Here is a 22,721-nt window from a genome sequence, read left to right as displayed (position 1 = left end):
TCAGGAACCGGCTGGCTATAGGGTCGGCATGACCGTCCTCGATATGCGCCGCCCGTTGCGCTTCGCCGTCCTCGCCGCCGCTACCGTCGCCATGGGCGTGACTGCCGGCTGCGCGGGCGGGGGAAACAAGAAGAAGGACGTGGCCTACGTCGCGCGCGACGTCGATACGCTCTACGCCGCTGCGAAGGACCGGCTTGACCGTGGTGATTCGAAGCAGGCAGCTGCCCTGTTCGACGAGGTCGAGCGCCAGCATCCCTATTCGCCATGGGCACGCCGCGCCCAGTTGATGAGCGCGTTCAGCTATTATGTTGCCCGGGACTACTCGAAGTCGGTTCAGTCGGCCCAGCGCTTCCTGTCGATTCACCCCGGCAACAAGGACGCGCCCTACGCCTACTACCTCGTCGCTCTCTGCTATTACGAGCAGATCTCAGACGTCACGCGCGACCAGAAGATCACGCAGCAGGCGTTGACCGCTATGAACGAGCTGGTGCGCCGCTACCCCAACACCGATTACGCTGCCGATGCACGGCTCAAGATCGACCTGATCAACGATCACCTTGCCGGCAAGGAAATGGAGATCGGTCGCATGTACCAGCGCAGCGGCAAGTGGCTGGCCGGGACGCTCCGTTTCCGTACTGTGGTTGAAAAATACCAGAGCACCAGCCACACGCCCGAAGCGCTTTACCGGCTGGTCGAGAGCTACCTCTCGCTCGGCTTGCCGCAAGAGGCGCAGAAGGCTGCAGCGGTGCTGGGCACCAATTATCCGGGCAGCAAGTGGTATGAGCGCTCGTTCGATCTGATGAACAAGCACGCCCCGGGCACCACCGCCGCCTGACGGCGCTTCAGAACCCGTAGACCAGCGTCAGCCGACTCGTCGTATCCGTGCCAAGCCGGCCGAGTTCCGGTGCGGTTTCGTGCTGCACCATGTACGATAGCCGCGCCTTGAGCTTGCCGATCAGCCGTGAGTCGAGAGCCGCCAAGGTATAAAACGTGCTGCCCTGCGCATCGAAATAGGCACTGGCATCCTGGCTGTATTCGAGGCTCGGCGTCAGCTTGATCTTTGCTTCCAGCGATGCCAGCCCCGCCACGACGGATTCACGCTCGCCTTCCACCGGGTTCGTCACGCGCCACGCCGGTCCCGCCTTGATGCTCAGCTTGGCATCATCGGCTTTCAGCAGACTGTAGCCCAGCCCGCCCGAAATGCTGTAGCGCGAGGCAAAGCCTTGAAAGCGGTCCTGCTCGAATTGGCCGAGGCCGTAGAGATAGCCTCGGCTGTCGAACTTGTAGTTTGGCTCTGCCGAGAAGCGATATTGTTCGCGGGTGACCACGTCCGCCGTTTCCTGGTAGTCTGCTCGGGCAGTGGTGGCGATGCGCCAGTTGGCGCCCTCGGCCAGCAGCTTGAAGCCGCCAACCAGTCCGATGCCCGGAGCATTGCCGGTGTTGGCAAATGCGCCGGCTTCCCCTTCGCCGGCAATTTTCGGTTCTTTTGCGGGTGTCGCCGCGGCCTCTGACTTTTTGGGTTCGCCCTGCCTGCTGGCTGGTGCCGCAACCAGCGCAAAGCTGGACGATTTGCGCGTGGCCACTCTCTCGTCAATCGCTTCTGCGGCACTCGGGAATGCAAGCTTGGCAGCACGAATGACGGCTTCCGCATCGGCGCGATTGCCTGACGCCAGTGTTGCGTCAATCAGATCCGCCACACCTGCCGGCAATTCACGCGAGGCTGTGACTTCGGGCGTTTCCGACGCAATTACAACAGGTTGGGGCGGGGCATCTGCAAGCATTGGGGTGGGTCTCCGTGACCGCGCCCATAGCATGGCATCCTCGATAGATGCCACCGCCTTTTGTCTGATTACATGGCTTCAGGCGAACGCATATGCGCTGGGCTCGCGTATGGCATCGCCCACGGCCTCGAGGAACTGATCGGTCGCGCGGTCCCAGTTGTATCGTGCACCTTGGACGGCCGCGCCGATCCGATCACAGCGCAAGGCCTTCCGGATCGCCAGGCCAAGGTCTTCGTCCAGAGCGCCGATCTGCATTGGCAGGTCGCTGGACGGGCCGTGGCCATCACGCCCGATGATATCAAGCGGCCCCGGCACGGGATAGGCTGCGACCGGCAATCCGCAGGCAAGAGCTTCGATCATGACAAGGCCGAAGGTATCGGTCCTGCTCGGAAACACGAAGACATCGGCCGAAGCATAGGCCCTCGCCAGTTGCTCGCCATGGCGCGCGCCGAGAAAGACCGCCGCAGGATACTGTGCCTTCAGTTTTGCCAGCGCTGGGCCGTCTCCGACGATCACTTTCGTGCCTGCTACATCCGCATCGAGAAATGCCGTCAGGTTCTTCTCGATCGCGACGCGACCGACATTCAGCATGATCGGGCGGGGCAGATCCGCCAGTTCGGGCAGAGGTTCAAGATTGGGACGGAAACGATCCCGATCTATGCCGCGCGTCCAGATCCGGGTCTGGGTCACGCCGTGGCCGGCCAGCTCTGCCGCCAAAGTTGGCGTTGATACCAGCACCGCGCGGCTGGCACCGTGAAAGCGCCGCATGACCGGCCAGAAGCGTTCGGGTTTCAAGCCGGTGCGGACAGCTGCATATTCGGGAAAGCGGGTGTGGAAGGCGCTGGTGAACGGCACGTTGTTGGCCTTGCACCAGCCCCTTGCGCTCCATCCGATCGGACCTTCCGTGGCGATATGCACCACGTCGGGAGCGAAGTCTGCCAAGGTGCGCCGCGTGCCGAACCGGGGAAGCATGGCAAGGCGGATCTCGCTGTAGCCCGGCAGCGGCATCGTCAGGAACTGGCTTGGCGTTACCAGTTCGACTTCGTGACCTCGGGCGATGAGGCGATCGACCGTTGCCGCAAGAGTCCTGACGACGCCGTTTACCTGCGGGTGCCAGGCATCGGTGCAGATCGCGATCCTCATGCCGGTTCCTCCTCAAGCTGCGGAATTGGCTTAAGCGCGGCCTTGACTGCAGCTGCGCGGCGCGTGTCCTCGGCCCAGTCGATGATCGACATGCTGCCGTCGAACTCTTCGGCGAGAGCCGTGCAACTCTCCACCCAGTCACCATCGTTGTAGTAGGTCACGTCGCCGATCTGGCGGATCTCGGCGCAGTGGATGTGCCCGCAAACGACGCCATCGACGCCCATGTCCCGCGCCGCATGCGCCACTGCTTCTTCGAAGTCGCAGACAAACTGGACCGCGTTCTTGACCTTCTTCTTGAGGTAGGCCGATAGCGACCAGTACGGCATCTTGAGGTGCCGGCGCGCGATGTTGAACAGCACGTTGGCGCGCAGCAGCAACGAATAGGCCTTGTCGCCAAGGAACGCCAGCCAGCGTGCATAGAGCACCACGCCGTCGAACCCGTCCCCATGGGTGACCAGCAGGCGACGTCCGTCGGCGGTCTCGTGAATTGTCTCGAGAGCCAGTTCCACCCCGCCAAAGCTCATGCCGGCATAGGGGCGCAGCATTTCGTCGTGATTGCCAGCTATCAGGATCACGCGCGTGCCGCGGTGCGCCATCTTGAGGATGCGCCGGATCACTTCATTGTGGGCATCGGGCCAGTACCAGCCCTTGCTCAGCCGCCAGCCGTCGACAATGTCGCCGACAAGGTAGAGCGTCTCGCATTCGATGGATGCAAGGAAATCCAGCAGCATCGGAGCGTTGCACCCTCGCGTGCCGAGGTGAACGTCGGAAATCCACACCGTGCGCAGGCGGCGCTTGGGCCGGAAGCCGCGTGGTTCGGGCAGATCCAGCCAGGCGGGAGCAGACGAAATCAGATCTGCGGCGGATTTGAACGGCGTCTTGCCGTCGAGTTTCGCATGCGATGCCATGAGCGAACCTTTCTCCATCTGCACAGCTCATTGGCGGATTCGCGTTGCGGCCGTGTGGCACGCTGTCACTCGAATGAAACAAGTGGAGAACGAAACGCTTCAGCGTGCGTGGACGAGCGCGCCACAACCAGCTAGAGAATCGCGCGATGCTCACCAGCCTGTCGATCCGCAATGTCGTGCTCATCGAGGCGCTCGATCTCAGCTTTGCCAGCGGGCTTGGCGTGCTGACGGGCGAAACCGGCGCCGGCAAATCGATCCTGCTCGACGCGCTGGGCCTTATTCTGGGCGATCGCGCCGACAGCGGCCTCGTTCGCAGCGGCGAAGATCAAGCCAGCGTCACGGCCACATTCGAATTTGACCGGATGCCCGCTGCGATCCGCGCCGCGCTGAACGAGGCCGAGATCGAGGTTGAACCGGGTGAGCCGCTGATCATCAAGCGCCGGGTCCGCGCTGACGGCGGCTCCAAGGCCTTCATCAACGACCAGCCGGTCGGCGTCGCCCTGCTGCGCGAACTGGCGCGGAGCCTTGTCGAACTGCACGGCCAGCACGATGATCGTGGCCTCGTGAACGCACGCGGCCACCGCGCCCTGCTTGACCGTTACGCCGGGGCAGACGCGGCAGGCATCAATGCGGCATGGACCAAGTGGCGCAAGGCCGAGGATGCGCTCCACTCTGCCCGTGCCGCAGTTTCGCGCGCTGCCGAAGAGCAGGACCTGCTGCTCGCTCATCTGGCCGAACTCACTGCCCTTGCTCCGGTTATCGGCGAGGAGGACGAACTCGCCGGCCAGCGCGCCGATATGCAGAAGGGTGAGCGGCTTTCGGGCGATCTCGTCGAACTGCAGCGCTTGTGGGAAGGTTCGGACTCCGCCCTTGCCACGCTGCGCAGCGCTGCCCGCCGGCTTGACCGCATTGCCACTGAGCACCCGCTGCTGGCCGAAGCGCTTGAAGCGCTGGACCGGGCGGTGATCGAGGCGAGCGAGGCCGAGGACAAGCTGGCCCGCGCCGCCGAAGCGCTGGCCCACGATCCCGCGCTGCTTGACCGCATCGAGACGCGTCTGTTCAATCTGCGCGCCGCTGCCCGCAAGCACGGCTGCACGGTTGATGAGCTCCCCCACAAGATAACCGAGATGCGCAGCGCGCTCGACGCTATCGAAGGGGGCGAGGCCCAGATCGCCGGTCTCGAAAGGACCGCGCGTGAGGCGGCGCTGGACTACCAGGCCAAGGCCGAGACGCTTTCGGTCCAGCGCGCTGAAGCTGCGCGCAGGCTGGACAAGGCGGTTGCGGCCGAACTGGCTCCGCTCAAGCTCGACGCCGCCAAGTTCCACACGGCGATCCTGAGACTGCCCGAAGATCGCTGGGGCGCGGGCGGGATCGATGCCGTCGAATTCCTGATCTCGACCAACCCTGGTGCGGATTTCGCCCCGCTCGGCAAGATCGCCTCGGGCGGCGAACTCTCGCGCTTCATCCTTGCGCTCAAGGTCGCGCTTGCCGAAGAGGGTGGCGCGGCAACGATCATCTTCGATGAGATCGACCGCGGCGTCGGCGGCGCCGTGGCCAGCGCTATCGGCGATCGTCTGTCGCGGCTTGCCAGCGGTGGTCAGTTGCTTGCGGTTACCCACAGTCCGCAGGTCGCGGCGCGCGGGGACCGGCACTACATGATCGCCAAGTCGTCCGAAGGCACTGTCACCCGCACCTCGGTCAGCTTGCTTGACGACGCGGCCCGCAAGGAGGAAATCGCGCGCATGCTGTCAGGCGCCGAAGTCACCGCCGAGGCGCGCGCGCAGGCCGACCGCCTGCTGGAGCGGGCGTGAGCGAGCCGGACACGATGCTGAAAGTCGAAGTGCTTGATCGCCCGGTCTGGCATTCGCTGGGCGGTCCCCAGAAGGTGCTCGATGTCGGTCATGGTGAGGTTCGCCGCCTTGATCCGGCGTACGGTCCATTTGCGGCAGCCTTGCCCGGTCAAGAGCACTCCCTGGCAGAACACCTGGCCGGGGCGGAGATCTGGCTGGTCGAACCAGAGGCGGTTGCCGCGCCTTTTGGTCTGCACGTCCTGAAGGTAGCGCCGTTGTTGCAAATGATCGCCGATGGCCCGATCGAACCGTATGATGACCCTGAGATCATCCAACTGGGCGAAACGGATGCTGCAGAAATGGCGGAGCTGGCCCTGGCCACCGAGCCCGGTCCTTGGGCGGCGCAGACGTGGCGCTACGGCCAGTTCTACGGAATACGCATCAATGGCCGCCTTGCCGCGATGGCAGGCGAGCGCATGCGCCCCGCCGCCAACCTTGCCGAAGTCAGCGGCGTTTGTACCTGGCCGGAGTTCCGAGGCAGGGGCCTTGCCGCGCGCCTGATCCGCAAGGTCATGGCTGGCATGGCAGCGCGGGGCGAAGTGCCCTACCTGCACAGTTACGCCAGCAACGCCGCGGCGATCCGCCTTTATGAAAGCCTTGGCTTCCGCGCCCGCCGCCCCATGGTTGCCACGCTGCTTGGACCTGCATGATGATCGAGATTTCCGAAGCCGAAGCCGCCAACGAGCTAATGCGCCTCGCGCGCCAGATCGCCAGGCACAACCGGCTTTACCACGCCGAGGATACGCCCGAGATTTCGGACGCCGAGTACGATGCGCTGGTGCGCCGCAATGCCGAGCTTGAGGCCGCGTTTCCGCACCTGATCCGGCCTGATAGCCCGAGCGCCCAGGTCGGGCACGAAGTGGCATCGTCGCCCTTGGGCAAGGTCTCCCACGAGGTTCGCATGATGAGCCTCGACAACGCCTTCACCGACGAGGAAGTCGAGGAGTTTGTCGCCCGCGTTTGCCGTTTCCTCGCGCTGTCCGAAAGCGCGGAAGTGGTGATGACGGCAGAGGACAAGATCGACGGCCTGTCCTGCTCGCTCCGCTACGAGAACGGCAGGCTGGTCCGCGCCGCCACGCGTGGCGACGGGCAGGTGGGCGAGGACGTCACGGCCAACGTCGCGCATATCGCCGACATTCCGCAGGAGCTGAAGGGTGCAGGTCTGTTCGATGTGCCCGCTGTCTTCGAGATCCGCGGCGAGGTCTACATGGCCAAGGCCGACTTCCTTGCACTCAATGCCCGGCAGGCCGAAGCGGGCGACAAGGTCTTTGCCAATCCGCGCAATGCCGCCGCCGGTTCGCTGCGCCAGAAGGACGCCAGCGTCACCGCCAGCCGCCCCTTGCGCTTCCTCGCCCACGGCTGGGGCGCGGCGAGCGAGGTGCCCGCCGCCACACAGTATGAGATGATGCGCAGGATTGCCGAGTGGGGCGTGCCGGTCTCGCCACTGCTGGTCCGCTGCTCATCCGCGGCTGAAATGGTCGCGCATTACCGCCGCATCGGCGAACAGCGCGCAGACTTGCCCTATGACATCGATGGCGTCGTCTACAAGGTCGACCGGCTCGACTGGCAGGAGCGGCTTGGCTTCGTGGCCAAGGCCCCGCGCTGGGGGATCGCCCACAAGTTCCCGGCTGAACGGGCCGAGACGACGCTGGAAGCCATCGACATCCAGGTTGGCCGCACCGGCAAGCTGACGCCGGTGGGTCGTCTGAAGCCGGTGCTCGTCGGCGGCGTTACTGTCACCAACGTCACGCTCCACAATCGCGACGAGATCGGGCGTCTGGGCCTGCGCGTCGGCGATCGCATCGTGCTCCAGCGCGCGGGCGACGTGATCCCGCAGGTGGTCGAGAACCTGACCCGCGAGGACCCGCGCGAAGCCTACCACTTCCCCGACCACTGCCCCGAATGCCAGTCCGAAGCCGTTGCCGAGGAAGGCGAGGTCGACGTGCGCTGCACCGGCGGCCTGATCTGTCCGGCCCAGCGCGTCGAACGCCTCAAGCACTTCGTCAGCCGCGCCGCGCTCGATATCGAAGGGTTGGGCGAGAAGACGATCATCGAGTTCTTCCAGCTCGGCTGGCTTGAAAGCCCGGCTGACATCTTCCGCCTGCGCAAGCGCCGCAGCGACATCGTCGGGCGCGAAGGCTGGAAGGACAAGTCTGTGGACAACCTGTTGGCAGCGATCGAAGGGAAGCGCCAGCCGGACGCGGCCCGCCTGCTGTTTGGCCTCGGCATCCGCCACGTCGGCGCGGTCACCGCCCGCGATCTGATGAAGCGCTTCGTCACGCTGCCGGCCCTGCGCGAGGCCGCCATTGCTGCACGCGAAGGCGGGGAAGCGACTGCAGACCTCCTCTCCATCGAAGGCGTCGGCCCGGTCGTCGTCGAAGCGCTGGGTGATTTCTTCCACGAACCGCACAACATCGCCGTCTGGGAAGACCTGCTCTCGGAAGTCTCCCCACCGCCTTATGTGGTCGAGACAAAGGACAGCGCCGTGGCCGGCAAGACCATCGTCTTCACCGGCAAGCTCGAAACCATGAGCCGCGATGAAGCCAAGGCGCAGGCCGAAGCCCTCGGCGCGCGCGCGGCTGGCTCGGTCTCGGCCAAGACCGACCTCGTCGTGGCAGGACCCGGTGCAGGCTCCAAGCTGAAGCAGGCCGCCGCACTCGGCATCGACGTGATCGATGAAGCCGCCTGGGCCGAAATCGTGAAAGCTGCGGGCTGATGCTGGAGGTGTTGGCCGCAGTCGGCGCTGAAGCGGGAGCACTGCTGAAGCAAAGGCAGGAAACCATCGCCGTCGTCGATGGCTCAACCGGAGGCCTGATCTCGGCAAGCCTGCTCGCCATGCCCGGCGCGTCGGCGTTCTACCTTGGTGGCGGGGTGATCTACACGCTCAAGGGGCGGCGCATGGTGCTCGGCCACGCACCGGGCTCACTGCGCGGCTACACTTCGGCGCAGGAAGACTATGCTCTGGCGCAAGCGCGGCTGATGCGCGAGCGCTACGGTTCCGATTGGGCCATCGCCGAAACCGGCGCTTCCGGCGGCAGTTCACACCCCTTGGGCGTTGCTTCCGGTACCAGCGCGATTGGCGTCGTCGGGCCTGACGGGATCGAGGCCTCGGTGCGATTGACCACGGAGAGCGACGACCGGCTTGCCAACATGCAGGCTTTCACCAGCGCCGCTTTGATATTGCTGCGCGATACCCTGGCGGCTCACTCCGGCGCGTAGCTCGGCTTCCGTTTCTCCAGAAACGCCTGCATTCCCTCGCGGAAATTAGGGCTGGCGGCAGTCATCAACTGGTTGCGGTTCTCGATGGCCATCGCCGCTTCGAGGCTCGGCGCATCAATGGCGAGGTTGAGGCCCTCCTTGGTCATCCGCAGGCCCATGGGCGAAGCTGCCAGCAAATCGTCGACATACGTCTGACCGACTGCTTCGAGCTGGTCGTCAGCCACGACCTCTGAAACCAGGCCGGTCGCCAGCGCCCGCGGTGCATGGATAAAGCGACCGGTCAACATTAGCTCGCTTGCCACCGAAGTGCCGACAAGGCGCGGCAGGAAGTAGCTGCAGCCCATGTCGCATGCCGAAAGCCCCAGCTTGATGTAGGCGGCGTTCATCTTCGCGCTGGTGCCCGCAACGCGAATGTCCGACGCCAGCACGAACGAAAAACCGCCGCCGCAGGCCGCGCCGTGAACGAGGCTCACGATCGGCTGCGGGCAGCGCCGCATCTTGATATAGACGTCGGCGAGGTAGCCCTGAAAGCTGAAGCCGCCCGCGAACGGGATTTCCTCGCGGTTCTCCGCGCGTTCCTTGATGTCGAGCCCGGCGCAGAACGCCTTGCCCGCGCCGCGCAGCACGACGACGCGGGTATCGCGGTCATGGAACAGCTTGCCGAAATAGTCTGAAAGCTCAAGCACCATCTGCAGTGAAATGGCGTTGAGCACCTCCGGCCGGTTGAGCGTCACCCAGTCGGCCGCGCCGCGCTTTTCGATGGTGAAGGTTTCATAGGTCATCGCGCATCTCCCGCCTTAATCGGATGATTAAACGAGAGCGGGCGATGCACAAGCCCCGTTGCGTACTACCAGCGTTTAGACCATTCGGGCAGCACGCCCACCCGGCTCGAGCGAACGCTACCCGCCGCCCGCCGCCGCATCCACAGGATGGACCAGTCACCCCGCACCATCCGCGCCGCCAGTCGCAAGCCCGCCTTGCGATAGGCCGCGCGCACCGTGGCTTCCTGCGTCTCCAGCAACCCTGCCAGTAGAACGCTGCCACCGGGCACTACGGCGCGGGCAAACTCGGGAGCCAGTTCGACCAGCGGGCCGGCCAGGATGTTGGCGATCAACAGGTCGTAAGGGCCAGCCGCTTCCAGCAGCGGATGATCCATGCCGGCGGCAATGACCATTGCCATGCGCCCGGCGCCATCGCCGAGCGGAATCCCGTTGTTGGCCGCGTTCTCCGCCACCACCGGCCCGCAGACCGCATCGATGTCGCTGGCGATGGCGCGCGCCCTTGGCCACAGATGCAGCCCGGCAAAGCCGAGCAGCCCGGTGCCTGTGCCGATATCGGCAAGGTTGCGCACGGTCACGCCCTGCCGCTTCATGTGGCTCAGCATGGCAAGGCATCCCGCCGTCGTCGCGTGCTGGCCAGTGCCAAACGCCTGGCTCGCCGGAATGACAAAGTCCCTCACGCCGCGCTCGTCGAGCGGCGCATACTCGGGTGTATGGACGTGGAACACGCCTTCGCGGATCGGTTCGACGCCCTGCTGGCTCAGGGTAACCCAGTCAGTCTCGGGCAGCTTCTCGATGTTCAGTTTGGGCGGAGTGCCCTCGAACAGATCGGCGATGGCGTTCTGGTCGGCCTTGGTCGGCTTGCGGTCGAGCCATGCTTCGAGCTGCCAGTCCTCGGGCCTGTCCTCGGCGATCTCGCTGCCGGCGATGACGATGTCGTGGTCCCAGTCCCAAGCGTCCTCATGCGCGATCAGCGCAGCCTGAACGACGTCGCGCGGCGCGAAGACGGTGACTTTCCAACTCATTTCGCAAGTGCCTTTTCCAGACGGTCCCGCGCGCCAGCCACCAGTGCCCTGCAGGCGTCCGGGCTGGCCAAGGGCGCCGCGCCGCTCATCCGCTCGAACATCGCGCTGGCAGAGGGATGCGGCGTCAGCAGGATGCCACACTCCAGCGCCTCGACTTGCGCGAAGGTCTTACGGAACATCGCAACGCGCTCGGGGTGATCGGCAAAGCGATAGGTGCCGAGCGGCAGCGCGGTCAGGCTGTCGACGTAGGTGATCGTGCGGCAGTCGTTGCCCTCGCACGATTTCCAGTGCCAGCTGGTCGAACCTTCGGTGTGGCCGGGCGTGGCGAAGGCGGTGATCTTCAGCGGACCGATGCTGAACACGTCACCGGTCTTGAGAATGAAGTCGACGCGGGCAGGGGGGCTGCCATGGATTTCCTGCGCCTGCGGATCAGCGGGGCTGATCTTGCCGCTGCGGATGACCTTGGCCGCTTCGGCGGTTGCCACCACTCGCGCGCCCGTTGCCTTCTGCAACGCAGCCAGCCCGCCGACGTGATCGAAGTGTTCATGGCTGGAGACAATCAGGCCGATGTCCTTCGGGTTGAAGCCGAGCTTCCGCACGTTGGCGAGCACCTGAGGTACGGCATCCTCCACCCCGGCATCGACCAGAATGTGTCCCTGCGGACCTGTGATCAACAGGACCGTCACCCCGCAAGTACCGACATACCATACATTGCCGAAGACACGGGCGGGCGGTGCGGGATCGGAGAAGCCATCCTTGTCTTCGCATGACCGCGCGAGCGCAACGGCATCGGACCGGGCGGGGGGGGCTGGGGGCGTCGCCGCAGTTGCGGCCAGCAGGATGAGAGTTAGGCTCATGCAAGGCCGTCTAGGCACCGCGCTGGGCGAGCGCAACCGGCTGTCCTTTTTTACATCCCGCATACGCTTGCGCAGGCGGTCTTTTCGACTAATAGGACTCGCAATCCGTCGCGGGGGGGCTGTCCTTTCCGCGATCCTTGTACCTAGTCGAGGGGGTATGTTCATGGCGCAGGCGCGCAAGGCACGGCCGATTTCTCCGCATCTCCAGATCTGGCGCTGGGGCCCGGCCATGCTGGTTTCGATCCTGCACCGCATCACCGGCAACGGCCTTGCGTTCGCGGGCCTGGGGCTTCTGCTGTGGTGGATCGGTGCGCTGGCAAGCGGGGCTTCGGCCTATCAGACCTTCCTCGATTACGTGTGGCTCGGCACCGGCGGCGGCCTGCAGACGGTCACGGCGATTCTCGGCAAGATCGTGCTTGTCGGCCTGACCTGGGCCTTCTTCCAGCACGCCGCATCGGGTATCCGCCACCTGATCCTCGATGTGGGTGCCGGGTACGAGCTGGAAACCAACGCCCGCTGGTCGAGCCTGACAATCGTCATCTCGGTCCTTCTTACCATCGCATTCTGGGCCTTCGTGCTGCTGCGCTGAGCGCCGGCACGAACTTCAAGCAAGGAAGGCTTACTCCCATGGGTAACGGCACCTCCATCGGTCGCGTTCGCGGGCTGGGTTCCAGCCACGAAGGCACGCATCACTGGCTCACCGCGCGCCTCACCGCGGTCGGCAATCTCGTCCTGATTCCGTTCCTGATCGTCAGCCTCGCGCTGCTGCCTGACTACACATACGCCACCGTGCGTGGTTGGGTCGCCCGTCCGCTGCCGTCGATCGCGCTGATCCTGATCATGATCAACACCTTCACTCATGCCCGTATGGGCGTGCAGGTCATGCTCGAGGATTATGTCCATGAAGAGGGCGGCAAGATCGCCGCCTGGCTTCTGGTCAATGCAGTGCCCTTTGCGGCTGCTGCCTTCGGCATCCTTTCGGTTCTGCGCATTGCGCTCGGGGGCGCATAAGACATGACGACTCAGCCTGCCTACAAGATCATCGACCACACCTACGACACTGTCGTCGTCGGTGCCGGCGGTTCGGGCCTGCGCGCCACCATGGGTTCGGCCCAGGCCGGCCTGCGCACCGCCTGCATCACCAAGGTCTTCCCGACCCGCTCGCACACCGTGGCGGCGCAGGGCGGCATCGCCGCCTCGCTCGGCAACAACTCGCCCGATCACTGGACCTGGCACATGTACGACACCGTCAAGGGGTCGGACTGGCTGGGTGACCAGGACGCCATCGAATACATGGTGCGCGAAGCGCCGGCTGCGGTCTATGAACTCGAGCACGCCGGCGTGCCGTTCAGCCGCAATCCCGAAGGCACGATCTACCAGCGCCCGTTCGGCGGCCACATGCAGAACATGGGCGAAGGCCCGCCGGTGCAGCGCACCTGCGCCGCAGCTGACCGTACCGGCCACGCGATGCTTCACGCGCTGTATCAGCAGTCGCTGAAGTACGACGCGGACTTCTTCATCGAATACTTCGCGATCGATCTGATCATGGAGAACGGTGAATGCCGTGGCGTGATCGCGCTGTGCATGGACGATGGCTCGATCCACCGCTTCCGCAGCCACGCGGTCGTGCTGGCAACCGGCGGTTACGGCCGTTCGTACTTCACGGCTACCTCGGCTCACACCTGCACCGGTGACGGCGGCGGCATGGTCCTGCGCGCAGGGCTCCCGCTGCAAGACATGGAATTCGTGCAGTTCCACCCGACCGGCATCTACGGCGCAGGCGTGCTGATCACCGAAGGCGCGCGCGGCGAGGGCGGTTATCTCACCAACTCCGAGGGCGAGCGCTTCATGGAACGCTATGCTCCCTCGGCCAAGGACCTCGCCTCGCGTGACGTCGTCTCGCGATCGATGGCGATGGAAATCCGCGAAGGCCGCGGCGTTGGCCCGCACAAGGACCACATCTACCTGCACCTCGATCACATCGATGCAGGCGTCCTGGCCGAGCGTCTGCCGGGCATCACCGAAAGCGGCAAGATCTTCGCCGGTGTCGACCTGACCCGCCAGCCGCTGCCGGTGGTTCCGACCGTCCACTACAACATGGGTGGCATCCCCTGTAACTACCACGGCGAAGTGGTCACCATCGGTGCTGACGGCAACCCCGAAACGGTCGTCCCCGGCCTGTTCGCGGTGGGTGAAGCGGCCTGCGTTTCGGTCCATGGCGCCAACCGCCTCGGCTCGAACTCCCTGATCGACCTTGTCGTATTCGGCCGCGCCACCGGCCTGCGCCTCAAGGAACTGATCAAGCCGGGCACGTCGCACAACTCGCTGCCCAAGGACAGCGCGGACCTCGCGCTGACCCGCCTCGATCACTTCCGCCATGCCAAGGGCGGCTCGCCTACGGCCGAGGTTCGCGTCGAGATGCAGCGCACGATGTCGGCCCACGCCGCGGTGTTCCGCACCGACGAGCTGATGGCCGAAGGCAAGGTCAAGCTTGCCAACACCTACAAGCGCATGGAAGACATTCACGTGTCCGACCGTTCGCTGATCTGGAACTCGGACCTTGTCGAGACGCTCGAGCTGGACAACCTGATCAGCCAGGCTTCGGTCACCATGCATTCGGCCTACAACCGCAAGGAAAGCCGCGGCGCGCATGCGCACGAGGATTTCCCCGATCGCAACGATGCCGAGTGGATGAAGCACACCGCAGCCTGGTTCAATGGCTGGGGCGGCAAGGGCGGCGAGGTCCGCCTCGACTACCGCCCGGTCCACGAATACACGCTGACCGACGACGTCGAGTACATCAAGCCGAAGAAGCGCGTGTACTGACCTGACGCTGGTCCAACAGGGCCAGACGTTTGTCGATCATTGAATGATGTGATGCCGGGGTAGGAATACTCCGGCATCAGTCATTTCTGGCCCGCACGACGGGCAGCCTGGGGAGGCAGTTCGATGAACATTGGTACCAAGCGTGCGAAGTGGGCCTTGATTGCAGGGGCTGCCCTGATCGTCAGCGCGGCGGGCGCGATGGCCCAAGGCATGACGGACATGCCGACGCCACCGGCTCCGCCCGCGCCACCCGCACCTCCGGCTCCGCCGTCACCTCCTGCACCGCCAGCGCCGCCTGCGCCGGGCATGGGGCAGCAAATCGTCATCGTCGAAAGGCATGGCGGCGCGGATGGACAGGACTACGTCCGCACCGTCACTCGCGATGGCAAGACCTTTGTGTTCAAGAGCGACAAGCCCATGTCGGATGTCGACGTGGAGGCCAAGATCGCCCGCGCCGAGGCAAGCATTCCGCCCGTTCCGCCCATGCCTCCGGCCCCGCCGCTCGCCGGCAAGGGCGAGCGCCGTATACAGCGCGTCATCGTGATCGACGGCGAAACCGAAGGCGTGACCGACATCGTTTCCGAGGACGGGCCGCATTGCCGGGGCAAGAATGCCTACGCCAACGTCGACGCTTCCGAAGAAAACGACGGCAAGGTCACCCGCGTGCGGATCCGCACTTGCGGTAATGAGGCAGACATCGAGAAGCATGCCATGGCCGAAGCGCTCGCCGGCATTCGTCAGGCGCGCGAGGAAATCGCCCGCGACAAGACGCTGTCAGACAAGATCCGCAAGCAGGTGCTTGAGGAACTCGACGCTGAAATGGCCAAACTCAAGGCCAAAGGCTGAACAGTAGCGGGTCGTGGTTGGCTGTCAGTCAGCCTTCTGGACGACTGGCTTGCTTTCGAAGCGGATCGGATCGGCGTTGCCCGACTTCGATTTTGACGACTTCTTGTCGTCGTCCTTCTTGCTGTCGGCCTTCTTGTCGCTTTCGGCCTTGGCCTCGGCCGCTTCACGCGCGGACCACAGGGCTGAAACGTCCTTGGGGCTTGCCGCACGCGCCGGATACTTGCACCCGCGCTGTTCGCCCACGCCCTTGAGATAGGCGCGGCGCACCGACCCTGCGTAAATCGCCTCGTTCCACTTGCGCTGCTGGGCGTTGGCTCCGCTGATTTCGCGGATTACGCCACCGAACGGGATCAGCGAGCCGACCAGCGACTTGGCGATGTTGCCCATCTTGAGCGTCGAATTGCCATCGTCGCGCGCCACGTCGATGTCATCGCCCAAGACAGCATCGAGCTTGGTGACCTCTGCCGCGATCGCAGGGCACTTGCGCATGCCGGCAAGATCATAAGGCTTCTGTCGCGCGGCGATGAGGATGTCCGGCACTTCGTCCTTCTTGATGTTGAGGTCGGACAAGGGCTTTGTAACAACATCGCCCGCCGTCACCTTTTCCTCCGAAACCGCAGTCTGTGCGGCGACAGGAAAGGCAATGACGAGCGTGCAAGGCAGTATCGTTGCGAACCGAAGGGCCTTGGTAAACTTCATTTGCTGCTCCCCGTTTAGCAGTATGAAGCCACGGCCCGGCTTTCTGTTCCATGAATTAATGTTAACGGCTTTCGACTATAGCGCGGCAAAGGTGTCGCACTGATCCTCGTCGGCTGTTTCCAGGCCCTTGCGCAGCCACTGCATCCGCTGCGCCGCGCTGCCATGGGTGAACGCGTCCTCGACCGGGCGGCGGCCAGCGGCCTTCATCAGCGTGTCGTCGCCGATCTGGTGCGCCGCGCGCATCCCTTCCTCGATGTCGCCCGCTTCGATACGGTCGCGGTTGCGGCCTGCCCAGACCCCGGCGTAACAATCGGCCTGAAGCTCGAGCGCCACCGAATAGCGGTTGGCCTGGCTCGGGCTCTGGCTTTGCAACTGCCGCACCTTCGCCGAAGTGCCGAGCAGGCTCTGGATATGGTGGCCATACTCGTGTGCCATCACGTAGACGCGGGCAAAGTCCCCGCCGGCGCCCATCTGCCGGTCCATTTCCGTATAGAAATCGGTGTCGATATAGATACCGCTGTCGCTCGGGCAATAGAACGGCCCCATGGCGCTCTGCGCCGCGCCGCAGCCGGAGCGGCCATTCTGCGAGTAGAACACCAGCGTCGGGGCTTCGAACGGTATATTGGCTTGCTGGAACAGCGGCCCCCAGGTCTTGTTGAGCGAGGACAGTGCATTGCAGCTTTCCTTGCTGAATTCGTTGACCGTGCAGCTTTCGGCAAGCGACGTGCCGCCTTGCTGCTCGACCGGTGCCGACATCTGACCCTGCTGCATCGAACCGAGCATCTGCATCGGGTCCACCCCGAACACCACCGCCGCGATCAGCGCAATCACGATCGAACCGCAACCGACCTTGCCGCCGCCCCCAAAGGGAAAGCCGCCGCCGCCGCGCTGGTCCTGGACATTGATGGAACTGTCGAAATCGTCGAGCCGCATGGGCAATCCCCTTTTTTGCGTTTGCGACTGGACAAGCGGCGAGCCGCCCGCGATGCCAGCGCGATCAATCCATCCAGAAACCTCGGAGTAATCGAATGTTCCTGAAGGGCAAGTGCGCGCTCATCACCGGCTCCACCTCGGGCATCGGCCTCGCCTATGCGCGGGCGCTGGCTGCAGAAGGTGCGGACATTGTTCTCAATGGCTTCGGTGATGCCGAACAGATCAAGGCGCTATGCGAAGAACTTGCCGCTGCAAGCGGCGGCCGGGCGATCTTTGCCGCGGGCGACCTGACGAAGCGCGAAGGCACCGAAGCGATGGTCGCCACCGCGCTCGCGGAGTTTGGCGCGGTCGACATCCTGATCAACAACGCCGGAATGCAGCACGTCGCACCGGTCGAATCATTCCCGGTCGATAAATGGGACACGATCATCGCGCTCAACCTCACGGCCGCGTTCGACGCCTGCCGCCTGTGCATTCCCGGCATGAAGGCCAAGGGCTGGGGCCGCATCCTGTTCACCGCCTCGGCGCATTCGCTCACGGCATCGCCCTACAAGGCCGCCTACGTTGCGGCCAAGCATGGCGTTGCCGGGCTGACCAAGACGCTTGCACTGGAACTTGCAACCGACGGCGTGACCGCGAACTGCATCAGCCCCGGCTATGTCTGGACGCCTCTGGTCGAAAACCAGATTCCCGACACGATGAAGGCGAGGGGCCTGACGCGCGAACAGGTCATCAACGATGTCCTGCTGGAGCGGCAACCCACCAAGCAGTTCGTCCAGCCGGAAGATTGCGCAGCGCTCGCGCTGTTCCTGTGCCGCCACGAAGCGCGCAACATCACCGGCGCGAATTACAACGTCGATGGTGGCTGGGTGGCGCAATAAAGGGCAACCACCACCTCCTATGTAAAGTTCTGTTCATCATCCACGCCCCAATTGGGAACTTGCGCCGCGCTCCTGCTTTTGAGAGCAAGGGTCTGCGACGAGACGTGTGGGGTCGGCGATGAAGCGTTACGGGGGCAGCACGATGGCGATACGGGGGGCCTTGGTCCTCGGCGCGCTGCTCCTCGTCTCCGCGCGGCCGGCGCCGAAGAAGCCCGGCCCGGTGGAAATCGCGCTCAAGAGCCATGTCGAGACCTTGGCGAGCGACGCCTTCGATGGACGCGAACCGGGCACCGAGGGTGAAACCAAGACGCTGCGCTATCTCGCGCGTCAGTGGTTCGACATCGGCCTGTCTGCCGGGACCAACATGCCTGGCAATGGCTGGTTCGCCCCGGTCGAACTGGTAGAACGTGAGCCGGTGCTGTCACGCGCCAGCTTCATGCGTGGCCGCAAGCGGGTGAACCTGCCGGCCGACAGCGTGTTCGTGGTGACGTCGGGCCTGCGCAGCCTTGTGCAGGATGCGCCGCTGGTGTTCGTCGGGCAAGCCACGTCACCCGTCACCGCGCGCGCCGAACTGGCCGGGCGGATCGCCGTGATGCTCGACAGCCTGCCGGAGGGCCTTGCGCGAGAGCGGGCAGGCGATCGCGCTGGGCGGTTGCTTGATGCCGGTGCCCTCGCGGTTGTCACCGTTCTTGATGATGAGCGGGGCCTGGAGGACGTGATCGCCCGCCGACGCCGCGCCGGCTACGCCGTGGCAGGGGAGAGAATCGGTAGTGAGATCGAGGCATTCCTGTCGCCCGCAACGGCCGAGGCGCTGCTCGCAGGGACGACACGGCCGACCGTGGCCAGGCTTCAGGCAGATGCCCGGGCAGCAGACTTTTCCCCTTATCTTCTCGGCATATCCGGCACTTTCGAGGCGACCAGCCGCGAGACCCGGATCAAGACCCACAACCTGATCGGCAAGCTGGAAGGCCGCAATCCTTCGGCTGGGGCGGTCTTGATGATGGCGCATTGGGACCATTTCGGCGAATGCGGCAGCGCGCCGGCCGAGGACGTGATCTGCAACGGCGCGATCGACAATGCATCGGGCCTCGCTGTCCTCACCGAGACCGCGCGCATCCTCTCACGCGGCAAACCGCTGGAGCGCGACGTCTATTTCCTCGCAACTACCGGGGAGGAACTTGGCCTGCTCGGCGCGATGGCCTTTGCCGAAAACCCGCCGATCCCGCTCGATCGGTTCGTGGCGGCGTTCAATGTCGACAGCACCGGGCTGGTCCCGCCAGGCGGGCCGATCGGCGTGGTCGGCAAGGGGCTGACCCCGCTCGACCCGCTGATTGCCGATGTCGTCAAGCGCATGAAGCGCAAGCTTGCCGCAGGGGAGGGAGCGAACGCCTATATCCGGCGGCAGGACAGCTTCATCCTGATGCAGCACGATGTACCGGCGGTGATGGTCAGCAATTCCTACGGTGACATGGAGCGGACCGAGCGCTTCATGGAGGATACCTATCATCGTCCCAGCGACCAGCCGGGGCCGTGGATCGACTATGCCGGGATGGCTGATGACGTGAACCTGCAGGTCGAACTGATCCGCGCCTTTGCCGATCCGAAGCGCTACCCGGCACGTGGTTCGGCGGCGCCTGCAAGACGGCCCTGAATTCGGGAACCAAACCCCCTAGCGGAACCGCCCCTTCCTGTTTACATGGGCCGCCACGAATCTCCCCGGACCTTTGGAAGTGGCGCGCATCATGGATATCCCTCTCGGCCTTACCTTCGACGACGTGCTGCTGCGTCCTGCCGAGTCGGATATCGTGCCATCGATGGCCGATACGCGCACGCGCCTGACCCGCGGCATCAATCTCAACATTCCGGTCCTTTCCTCGGCGATGGACACCGTGACCGAGGCCGACATGGCGATCGTCATGGCGCAGCTGGGCGGCATCGGCGTGCTCCACCGCAACCTCTCGATCGAAGAGCAGTGCGCTGCGGTCCGCGCGGTCAAGCGTTTCGAAAGCGGCATGGTCGTCAATCCGATCACCATTTCGCCCGATGCACCGCTGGGTGAGGCTCAGGCCCTGATGCGCCAGCACAAGATCAGCGGAATTCCCGTGGTCGAGGCTTCGGGCAAGCTGGTCGGCATCCTCACCAACCGCGATGTGCGCTTCGCCGACAATCCGCAGCAGCCGGTGCGCGAACTGATGACGCACGAAAATCTTGCCACAGTAAAGCTCGGCGCCAGCGGTGACGATGCGCGCCGCCTGCTGCACCAGCGCCGGATCGAGAAGCTGCTGGTGGTTGACGATGCGTTCAAGTGCATCGGCCTGATCACGGTCAAGGACATCGAGAAGGCCGTGACCTTCCCGGATGCCACCAAGGACGCTGCCGGCCGCCTGCGCGTCGCCGCTGCCACCACAGTGGGCGAAAAGGGCCTGCTGCGCACGCAGGCGCTGGTCGAGGCCGAGTGCGACGTCGTTATCATCGACACCGCGCACGGCCACAACCGTGACGTCGCCCGCGCCGTTGAGGCGGCCAAGAAGCTGTCGAATTCGGTCCAGGTGATCGCCGGCAACGTGGCCACGGCCGAAGCCACCCGCTCGCTGATCGATGCAGGTGCGGATGGCGTGAAGGTCGGCATTGGCCCCGGTTCGATCTGCACCACGCGCATCGTCGCGGGCGTTGGCGTGCCGCAGCTTACCGCCGTGATGGAATGCGCCGAGGAAGCCGAAAAGTCGGGCGTTCCGGTCATTGCCGATGGCGGACTGCGCACCTCCGGCGATGCGGCCAAGGCGCTTGCCGCCGGCGCCAGCTCGGTGATGATCGGCTCGATGCTGGCCGGCACCGAGGAAGCCCCGGGCGAGACGTTTCTCTATCAGGGCCGCGCCTACAAGTCGTACCGCGGCATGGGCTCGGTCGGCGCGATGGCGCGCGGCTCGGCTGACCGTTACTTCCAGCAGGACATCAAGGACCAGATGAAGCTGGTGCCCGAGGGCATCGAAGGCCAGGTGCCCTACAAGGGACCGGCCAAGGACGTGGTCCACCAGCTTGTCGGCGGCGTGAAGGCCGCGATGGGCTACACCGGCAGCCGCACGATCGAGGACCTGCGCAAGCGCGCGCAGTTCGTGCGCATCACCAACGCCGGGCTTCGCGAAAGCCACGTCCACGACGTGACGATCACGCGCGAGGCGCCGAACTACAAGGTTGGCTGAGGATCTGTGAATGACGCCTGCGGCGCGGGTTCAGGCCGCGATCGACCTGCTTGATGCGGTGATCGCGGCGGCGCGCGGGCAGGGTGCCTCGGCTGACCGTATCGCGGCGGACTGGTTCCGGGCGCGGCGTTATGTCGGCTCGAAGGACCGTCGCGCCATTCGCGAACTGGTGTGGAGCGCGATCCGGGCATGCGGCGAAGTGCCGGTGTCGGGGCGCGCCGCAATGCTGCGTCTGGCGCAAGCGGACGCGGCGCTGGCCGGGTTGTTCGATGGATCGAACTATGGGCCTGCGCCGATCGAGGCAGGCGAGCCAGTGGCGATCGGTGGCGTTGCGCCGGCGTGGCTGGCGCAACAGCTCGCCGCTTCTGGCCTTGATGATCAGGAACAGGCCGCGCTGCTGGGAAGGGCGCCGCTCGATATCCGGGCCAACGTCCTTAAGACCACGCGCGACGAGATGCGTCCGCGCCTGCCGGTCGAGGCAGAGCCAACGGTCGCGCCGCAGGGCTTGCGGCTGCCCTCGGGCACGGCCGTCGAATCCTGGCCCGAGTTCGCCGAGGGGCTGTTCGAGGTGCAGGACGCCGGAAGCCAGATCGCCTGCATGGCGCTCGGCGTGCAGCCCGGCGAAGCGGTGGTGGACCTGTGTGCCGGGGCAGGGGGCAAGACGCTCTCGCTCGGCGCGGCGATGGCCAATCGCGGCAAGCTGCTCGCCTGTGACATCGATCGCCCGCGCCTGTCGCGCCTGCCGGAGCGCGCCGCGCGCGCCGGGGTGCTGGTCGAGACGCGCCTGCTCAATCCGGGGCGCGAGGCGGAAATGCTGGCCGACTGGCAGGACCGGGCCGATGCGGTGATGATTGACGCGCCCTGTTCGGGCACGGGTACCTGGCGACGCAATCCGGAGGCGCGCTGGCGGCTCGATGCGAAGGCGATCGAGCGCTACCGTGCGATGCAGGCCAATGTGCTCGATATCGGGGCATCGCTGGTAAGGCCGGGCGGTCGGCTTACCTATGTGGTCTGCTCGCTGCTCGATGCCGAGGGTGCGGACCGGATCGAGGCCTTCCTTTCGTCCAATCCGGGCTGGGATGTCGCGCTGCCGCCGCTGCCTGCGGGCCGGGCGCGCGGGCGCGGCTGGCGGCTTACGCCCTTTGGGGATGGCACTGACGGGTTTTTCTTCGCAACGCTCGTAAGCCGTGTTAACTGAAGCGTCATGGACGCGGGTTCATTCAATGATGGTCCTTCCCAAGGTAACCGGACCAAGGAGCTGCTGATGCGTTACGCCCCCATTGCCCTCGCTCTGTCGCTTGTCGTGGGCGTGACCGGTAGCATGGGCGTGGCGAAGAACTCGGCGGCTGCCGATCCCCGCGTCGAAGTGCTGCTCAAGGATGGCCGCGCCGCGCTCGCCAAGGGTGATGTTTCGGCCGCGACGGACAGCTTCGAAGCGGCCTTGGCTATCGACCCCGCCAGCAATCCTGCGCTCTTGGCGCTGGCCGATGCCGCCCGCCGCGATGGGCTGCAGGGCAAGGCGATCCACTATTATCGCCAGGTGCTTGAACGCGATCCCAACAACGTTGTCGCCATTTCCGGCGAGGGCGGCGCAATGGTAGAGAAGGGCGCTCTCGAAAAGGCCCGGCGCAACCTGACCCGGCTAGAGGGCCTGTGCGGCAAGAGCTGCGCCGAAACCGCAGAACTCTCCGCCGCCATCGCGCGCGGTCCGGCCAAGAAGGTCGTCTCCGCCGAAGCCGTGATCCCGGCCGAGAAGGTCGAGACGAACTGACTC

The 22,721-nt window shown here is 65.0% G+C and carries 22 protein-coding genes; 14 read left to right on the top strand and 8 right to left on the bottom strand.

The features are described 5' to 3' along the window. The first annotated feature begins 28 nt into the window (after window positions 1-28). Window positions 29-835 (top strand): outer membrane protein assembly factor BamD, encoded by an 807-nt coding sequence (locus tag HGI46_RS13125; protein WP_168904569.1) that lies wholly within the window; start codon window positions 29-31, stop codon window positions 833-835. 7 nt (window positions 836-842) lie between these two features. Here HGI46_RS13125 and HGI46_RS13120 read toward each other — a convergent pair whose 3' ends face one another. The 3 genes from HGI46_RS13120 to HGI46_RS13110 form a co-directional block, all read right to left on the bottom strand. Continuing rightward, entirely contained in the window at window positions 843-1,781 is a 939-nt protein-coding gene (locus HGI46_RS13120) for a DUF481 domain-containing protein (RefSeq protein ID WP_168904568.1), read from the bottom strand. Window positions 1,782-1,859: 78 nt separating this feature from the next. Further along, window positions 1,860-2,924, bottom strand: a complete 1,065-nt coding sequence (locus HGI46_RS13115; protein WP_168904567.1) for a glycosyltransferase family 1 protein — start codon at window positions 2,922-2,924, stop codon at window positions 1,860-1,862. After that, window positions 2,921-3,832, bottom strand: coding sequence for a UDP-2,3-diacylglucosamine diphosphatase (locus tag HGI46_RS13110; RefSeq protein WP_206065722.1), 912 nt, complete (start codon window positions 3,830-3,832; stop codon window positions 2,921-2,923). Before HGI46_RS13110 ends, HGI46_RS13115 begins: the two co-directional genes overlap by 4 nt. A 146-nt stretch (window positions 3,833-3,978) precedes the next feature. Here HGI46_RS13110 and recN point away from each other — a divergent pair, with 146 nt between their 5' ends. The 4 genes from recN to HGI46_RS13090 are packed head-to-tail and all read left to right on the top strand — an operon-like array spanning window position 3,979 to window position 8,901. After that, entirely contained in the window at window positions 3,979-5,643 is a 1,665-nt protein-coding gene (recN, locus tag HGI46_RS13105) for a DNA repair protein RecN (RefSeq protein ID WP_168904566.1), read from the top strand. Next, complete coding sequence (locus tag HGI46_RS13100; RefSeq protein ID WP_346766730.1) at window positions 5,640-6,332, top strand: GNAT family N-acetyltransferase; 693 nt, start codon at window positions 5,640-5,642, stop codon at window positions 6,330-6,332. The genes recN and HGI46_RS13100 overlap by 4 nt, the downstream gene beginning before the upstream one ends. Next, window positions 6,329-8,398 carry an NAD-dependent DNA ligase LigA gene (gene ligA / locus HGI46_RS13095; protein WP_168904565.1) on the top strand — a complete coding sequence of 690 codons (2,070 nt, stop codon included), beginning with the start codon at window positions 6,329-6,331 and terminating at the stop codon, window positions 8,396-8,398. Before HGI46_RS13100 ends, ligA begins: the two co-directional genes overlap by 4 nt. Further along, window positions 8,398-8,901, top strand: coding sequence for a CinA family protein (locus tag HGI46_RS13090; RefSeq protein ID WP_168904564.1), 504 nt, complete (start codon window positions 8,398-8,400; stop codon window positions 8,899-8,901). The genes ligA and HGI46_RS13090 overlap by 1 nt, the downstream gene beginning before the upstream one ends. Here the strand turns inward: HGI46_RS13090 and HGI46_RS13085 are convergent. The 3 genes from HGI46_RS13085 to bla form a co-directional block, all read right to left on the bottom strand. Beyond that, a complete protein-coding gene (locus HGI46_RS13085; RefSeq protein ID WP_168904563.1) occupies window positions 8,886-9,683 on the bottom strand; it encodes an enoyl-CoA hydratase/isomerase family protein in 798 nt (265 codons plus the stop codon). The genes HGI46_RS13090 and HGI46_RS13085 overlap by 16 nt on opposite strands. A gap of 65 nt (window positions 9,684-9,748) precedes the next feature. Next, window positions 9,749-10,705: a 50S ribosomal protein L11 methyltransferase gene (locus HGI46_RS13080; protein ID WP_168904562.1), complete on the bottom strand. Its 957-nt coding sequence runs from the start codon at window positions 10,703-10,705 to the stop codon at window positions 9,749-9,751. After that, the gene (bla, locus tag HGI46_RS13075) at window positions 10,702-11,562 is read right to left on the bottom strand and encodes a subclass B3 metallo-beta-lactamase (RefSeq protein WP_168904561.1); all 861 of its coding nucleotides are present in this window, start codon (window positions 11,560-11,562) and stop codon (window positions 10,702-10,704) included. The genes HGI46_RS13080 and bla overlap by 4 nt, the downstream gene beginning before the upstream one ends. Before the next feature lie 163 nt (window positions 11,563-11,725). On the opposite strand from bla, the gene sdhC reads away from it, so the two are divergent. From sdhC to HGI46_RS22125, 4 genes are all read left to right on the top strand, one after another. Continuing rightward, on the top strand, window positions 11,726-12,151 hold the full coding sequence (gene sdhC, locus HGI46_RS13070) for a succinate dehydrogenase, cytochrome b556 subunit (RefSeq protein ID WP_168904560.1): 426 nt from the start codon (window positions 11,726-11,728) through the stop codon (window positions 12,149-12,151). A 38-nt stretch (window positions 12,152-12,189) separates the two neighbouring features. After that, window positions 12,190-12,573: a succinate dehydrogenase, hydrophobic membrane anchor protein gene (gene sdhD / locus HGI46_RS13065; protein ID WP_168904559.1), complete on the top strand. Its 384-nt coding sequence runs from the start codon at window positions 12,190-12,192 to the stop codon at window positions 12,571-12,573. 3 nt (window positions 12,574-12,576) lie between these two features. Further along, window positions 12,577-14,388, top strand: a complete 1,812-nt coding sequence (sdhA, locus tag HGI46_RS13060; protein WP_118073644.1) for a succinate dehydrogenase flavoprotein subunit — start codon at window positions 12,577-12,579, stop codon at window positions 14,386-14,388. A gap of 123 nt (window positions 14,389-14,511) precedes the next feature. After that, window positions 14,512-15,234: a hypothetical protein gene (locus HGI46_RS22125; protein WP_240946752.1), complete on the top strand. Its 723-nt coding sequence runs from the start codon at window positions 14,512-14,514 to the stop codon at window positions 15,232-15,234. A 24-nt stretch (window positions 15,235-15,258) separates the two neighbouring features. Here HGI46_RS22125 and HGI46_RS13045 read toward each other — a convergent pair whose 3' ends face one another. Continuing rightward, entirely contained in the window at window positions 15,259-15,933 is a 675-nt protein-coding gene (locus tag HGI46_RS13045) for a hypothetical protein (RefSeq protein WP_206065721.1), read from the bottom strand. Window positions 15,934-16,008: 75 nt separating this feature from the next. Then, window positions 16,009-16,866, bottom strand: coding sequence for a neutral zinc metallopeptidase (locus tag HGI46_RS13040; RefSeq protein ID WP_168904557.1), 858 nt, complete (start codon window positions 16,864-16,866; stop codon window positions 16,009-16,011). Between the two features lie 95 nt (window positions 16,867-16,961). Between HGI46_RS13040 and HGI46_RS13035 the strand changes: the two genes are divergently transcribed. The 5 genes from HGI46_RS13035 (at window position 16,962) to HGI46_RS13015 (ending at window position 22,718) form a co-directional block, all read left to right on the top strand. Continuing rightward, window positions 16,962-17,747, top strand: coding sequence for a 3-hydroxybutyrate dehydrogenase (locus HGI46_RS13035; protein WP_168904556.1), 786 nt, complete (start codon window positions 16,962-16,964; stop codon window positions 17,745-17,747). A 118-nt stretch (window positions 17,748-17,865) separates the two neighbouring features. Continuing rightward, a complete protein-coding gene (locus tag HGI46_RS13030; protein ID WP_240946751.1) occupies window positions 17,866-19,398 on the top strand; it encodes a M28 family peptidase in 1,533 nt (510 codons plus the stop codon). A gap of 91 nt (window positions 19,399-19,489) precedes the next feature. Beyond that, window positions 19,490-20,947 (top strand): IMP dehydrogenase, encoded by a 1,458-nt coding sequence (guaB, locus tag HGI46_RS13025; protein WP_168904555.1) that lies wholly within the window; start codon window positions 19,490-19,492, stop codon window positions 20,945-20,947. Between the two features lie 10 nt (window positions 20,948-20,957). Next, window positions 20,958-22,145 (top strand): RsmB/NOP family class I SAM-dependent RNA methyltransferase, encoded by a 1,188-nt coding sequence (locus HGI46_RS13020; protein ID WP_168904554.1) that lies wholly within the window; start codon window positions 20,958-20,960, stop codon window positions 22,143-22,145. A gap of 66 nt (window positions 22,146-22,211) precedes the next feature. After that, window positions 22,212-22,718, top strand: a complete 507-nt coding sequence (locus HGI46_RS13015) for a tetratricopeptide repeat protein (protein WP_240946750.1) — start codon at window positions 22,212-22,214, stop codon at window positions 22,716-22,718. The last annotated feature ends 3 nt before the right edge of the window (window positions 22,719-22,721 follow it).

This window comes from Novosphingobium sp. ERW19, from assembly GCF_012641315.1.
In the GTDB taxonomy this organism is placed as follows: domain Bacteria; phylum Pseudomonadota; class Alphaproteobacteria; order Sphingomonadales; family Sphingomonadaceae; genus Novosphingobium.
The sequence above is the reverse complement of the archived record's forward strand: the minus strand, read 5'-3'. Positions and strand labels throughout refer to the sequence as shown.

Coding starts and splice junctions, on each gene's coding strand:
- HGI46_RS13125 (WP_168904569.1), top strand. CDS start 29: ATGACCGTCCTCGATATGCGCCGCCCGTTGCGCTTCGCCGTCCTCGCC.
- HGI46_RS13120 (WP_168904568.1), bottom strand. CDS start 1,781: ATGCTTGCAGATGCCCCGCCCCAACCTGTTGTAATTGCGTCGGAAACG.
- HGI46_RS13115 (WP_168904567.1), bottom strand. CDS start 2,924: ATGAGGATCGCGATCTGCACCGATGCCTGGCACCCGCAGGTAAACGGC.
- HGI46_RS13110 (WP_206065722.1), bottom strand. CDS start 3,832: ATGGCATCGCATGCGAAACTCGACGGCAAGACGCCGTTCAAATCCGCC.
- recN (WP_168904566.1), top strand. CDS start 3,979: ATGCTCACCAGCCTGTCGATCCGCAATGTCGTGCTCATCGAGGCGCTC.
- ligA (WP_168904565.1), top strand. CDS start 6,329: ATGATGATCGAGATTTCCGAAGCCGAAGCCGCCAACGAGCTAATGCGC.
- HGI46_RS13090 (WP_168904564.1), top strand. CDS start 8,398: ATGCTGGAGGTGTTGGCCGCAGTCGGCGCTGAAGCGGGAGCACTGCTG.
- HGI46_RS13085 (WP_168904563.1), bottom strand. CDS start 9,683: ATGACCTATGAAACCTTCACCATCGAAAAGCGCGGCGCGGCCGACTGG.
- HGI46_RS13080 (WP_168904562.1), bottom strand. CDS start 10,705: ATGAGTTGGAAAGTCACCGTCTTCGCGCCGCGCGACGTCGTTCAGGCT.
- bla (WP_168904561.1), bottom strand. CDS start 11,562: ATGAGCCTAACTCTCATCCTGCTGGCCGCAACTGCGGCGACGCCCCCA.
- sdhC (WP_168904560.1), top strand. CDS start 11,726: ATGGCGCAGGCGCGCAAGGCACGGCCGATTTCTCCGCATCTCCAGATC.
- sdhD (WP_168904559.1), top strand. CDS start 12,190: ATGGGTAACGGCACCTCCATCGGTCGCGTTCGCGGGCTGGGTTCCAGC.
- sdhA (WP_118073644.1), top strand. CDS start 12,577: ATGACGACTCAGCCTGCCTACAAGATCATCGACCACACCTACGACACT.
- HGI46_RS22125 (WP_240946752.1), top strand. CDS start 14,512: ATGAACATTGGTACCAAGCGTGCGAAGTGGGCCTTGATTGCAGGGGCT.
- HGI46_RS13045 (WP_206065721.1), bottom strand. CDS start 15,933: ATGAAGTTTACCAAGGCCCTTCGGTTCGCAACGATACTGCCTTGCACG.
- HGI46_RS13040 (WP_168904557.1), bottom strand. CDS start 16,866: ATGCGGCTCGACGATTTCGACAGTTCCATCAATGTCCAGGACCAGCGC.
- HGI46_RS13035 (WP_168904556.1), top strand. CDS start 16,962: ATGTTCCTGAAGGGCAAGTGCGCGCTCATCACCGGCTCCACCTCGGGC.
- HGI46_RS13030 (WP_240946751.1), top strand. CDS start 17,866: ATGAAGCGTTACGGGGGCAGCACGATGGCGATACGGGGGGCCTTGGTC.
- guaB (WP_168904555.1), top strand. CDS start 19,490: ATGGATATCCCTCTCGGCCTTACCTTCGACGACGTGCTGCTGCGTCCT.
- HGI46_RS13020 (WP_168904554.1), top strand. CDS start 20,958: ATGACGCCTGCGGCGCGGGTTCAGGCCGCGATCGACCTGCTTGATGCG.
- HGI46_RS13015 (WP_240946750.1), top strand. CDS start 22,212: ATGCGTTACGCCCCCATTGCCCTCGCTCTGTCGCTTGTCGTGGGCGTG.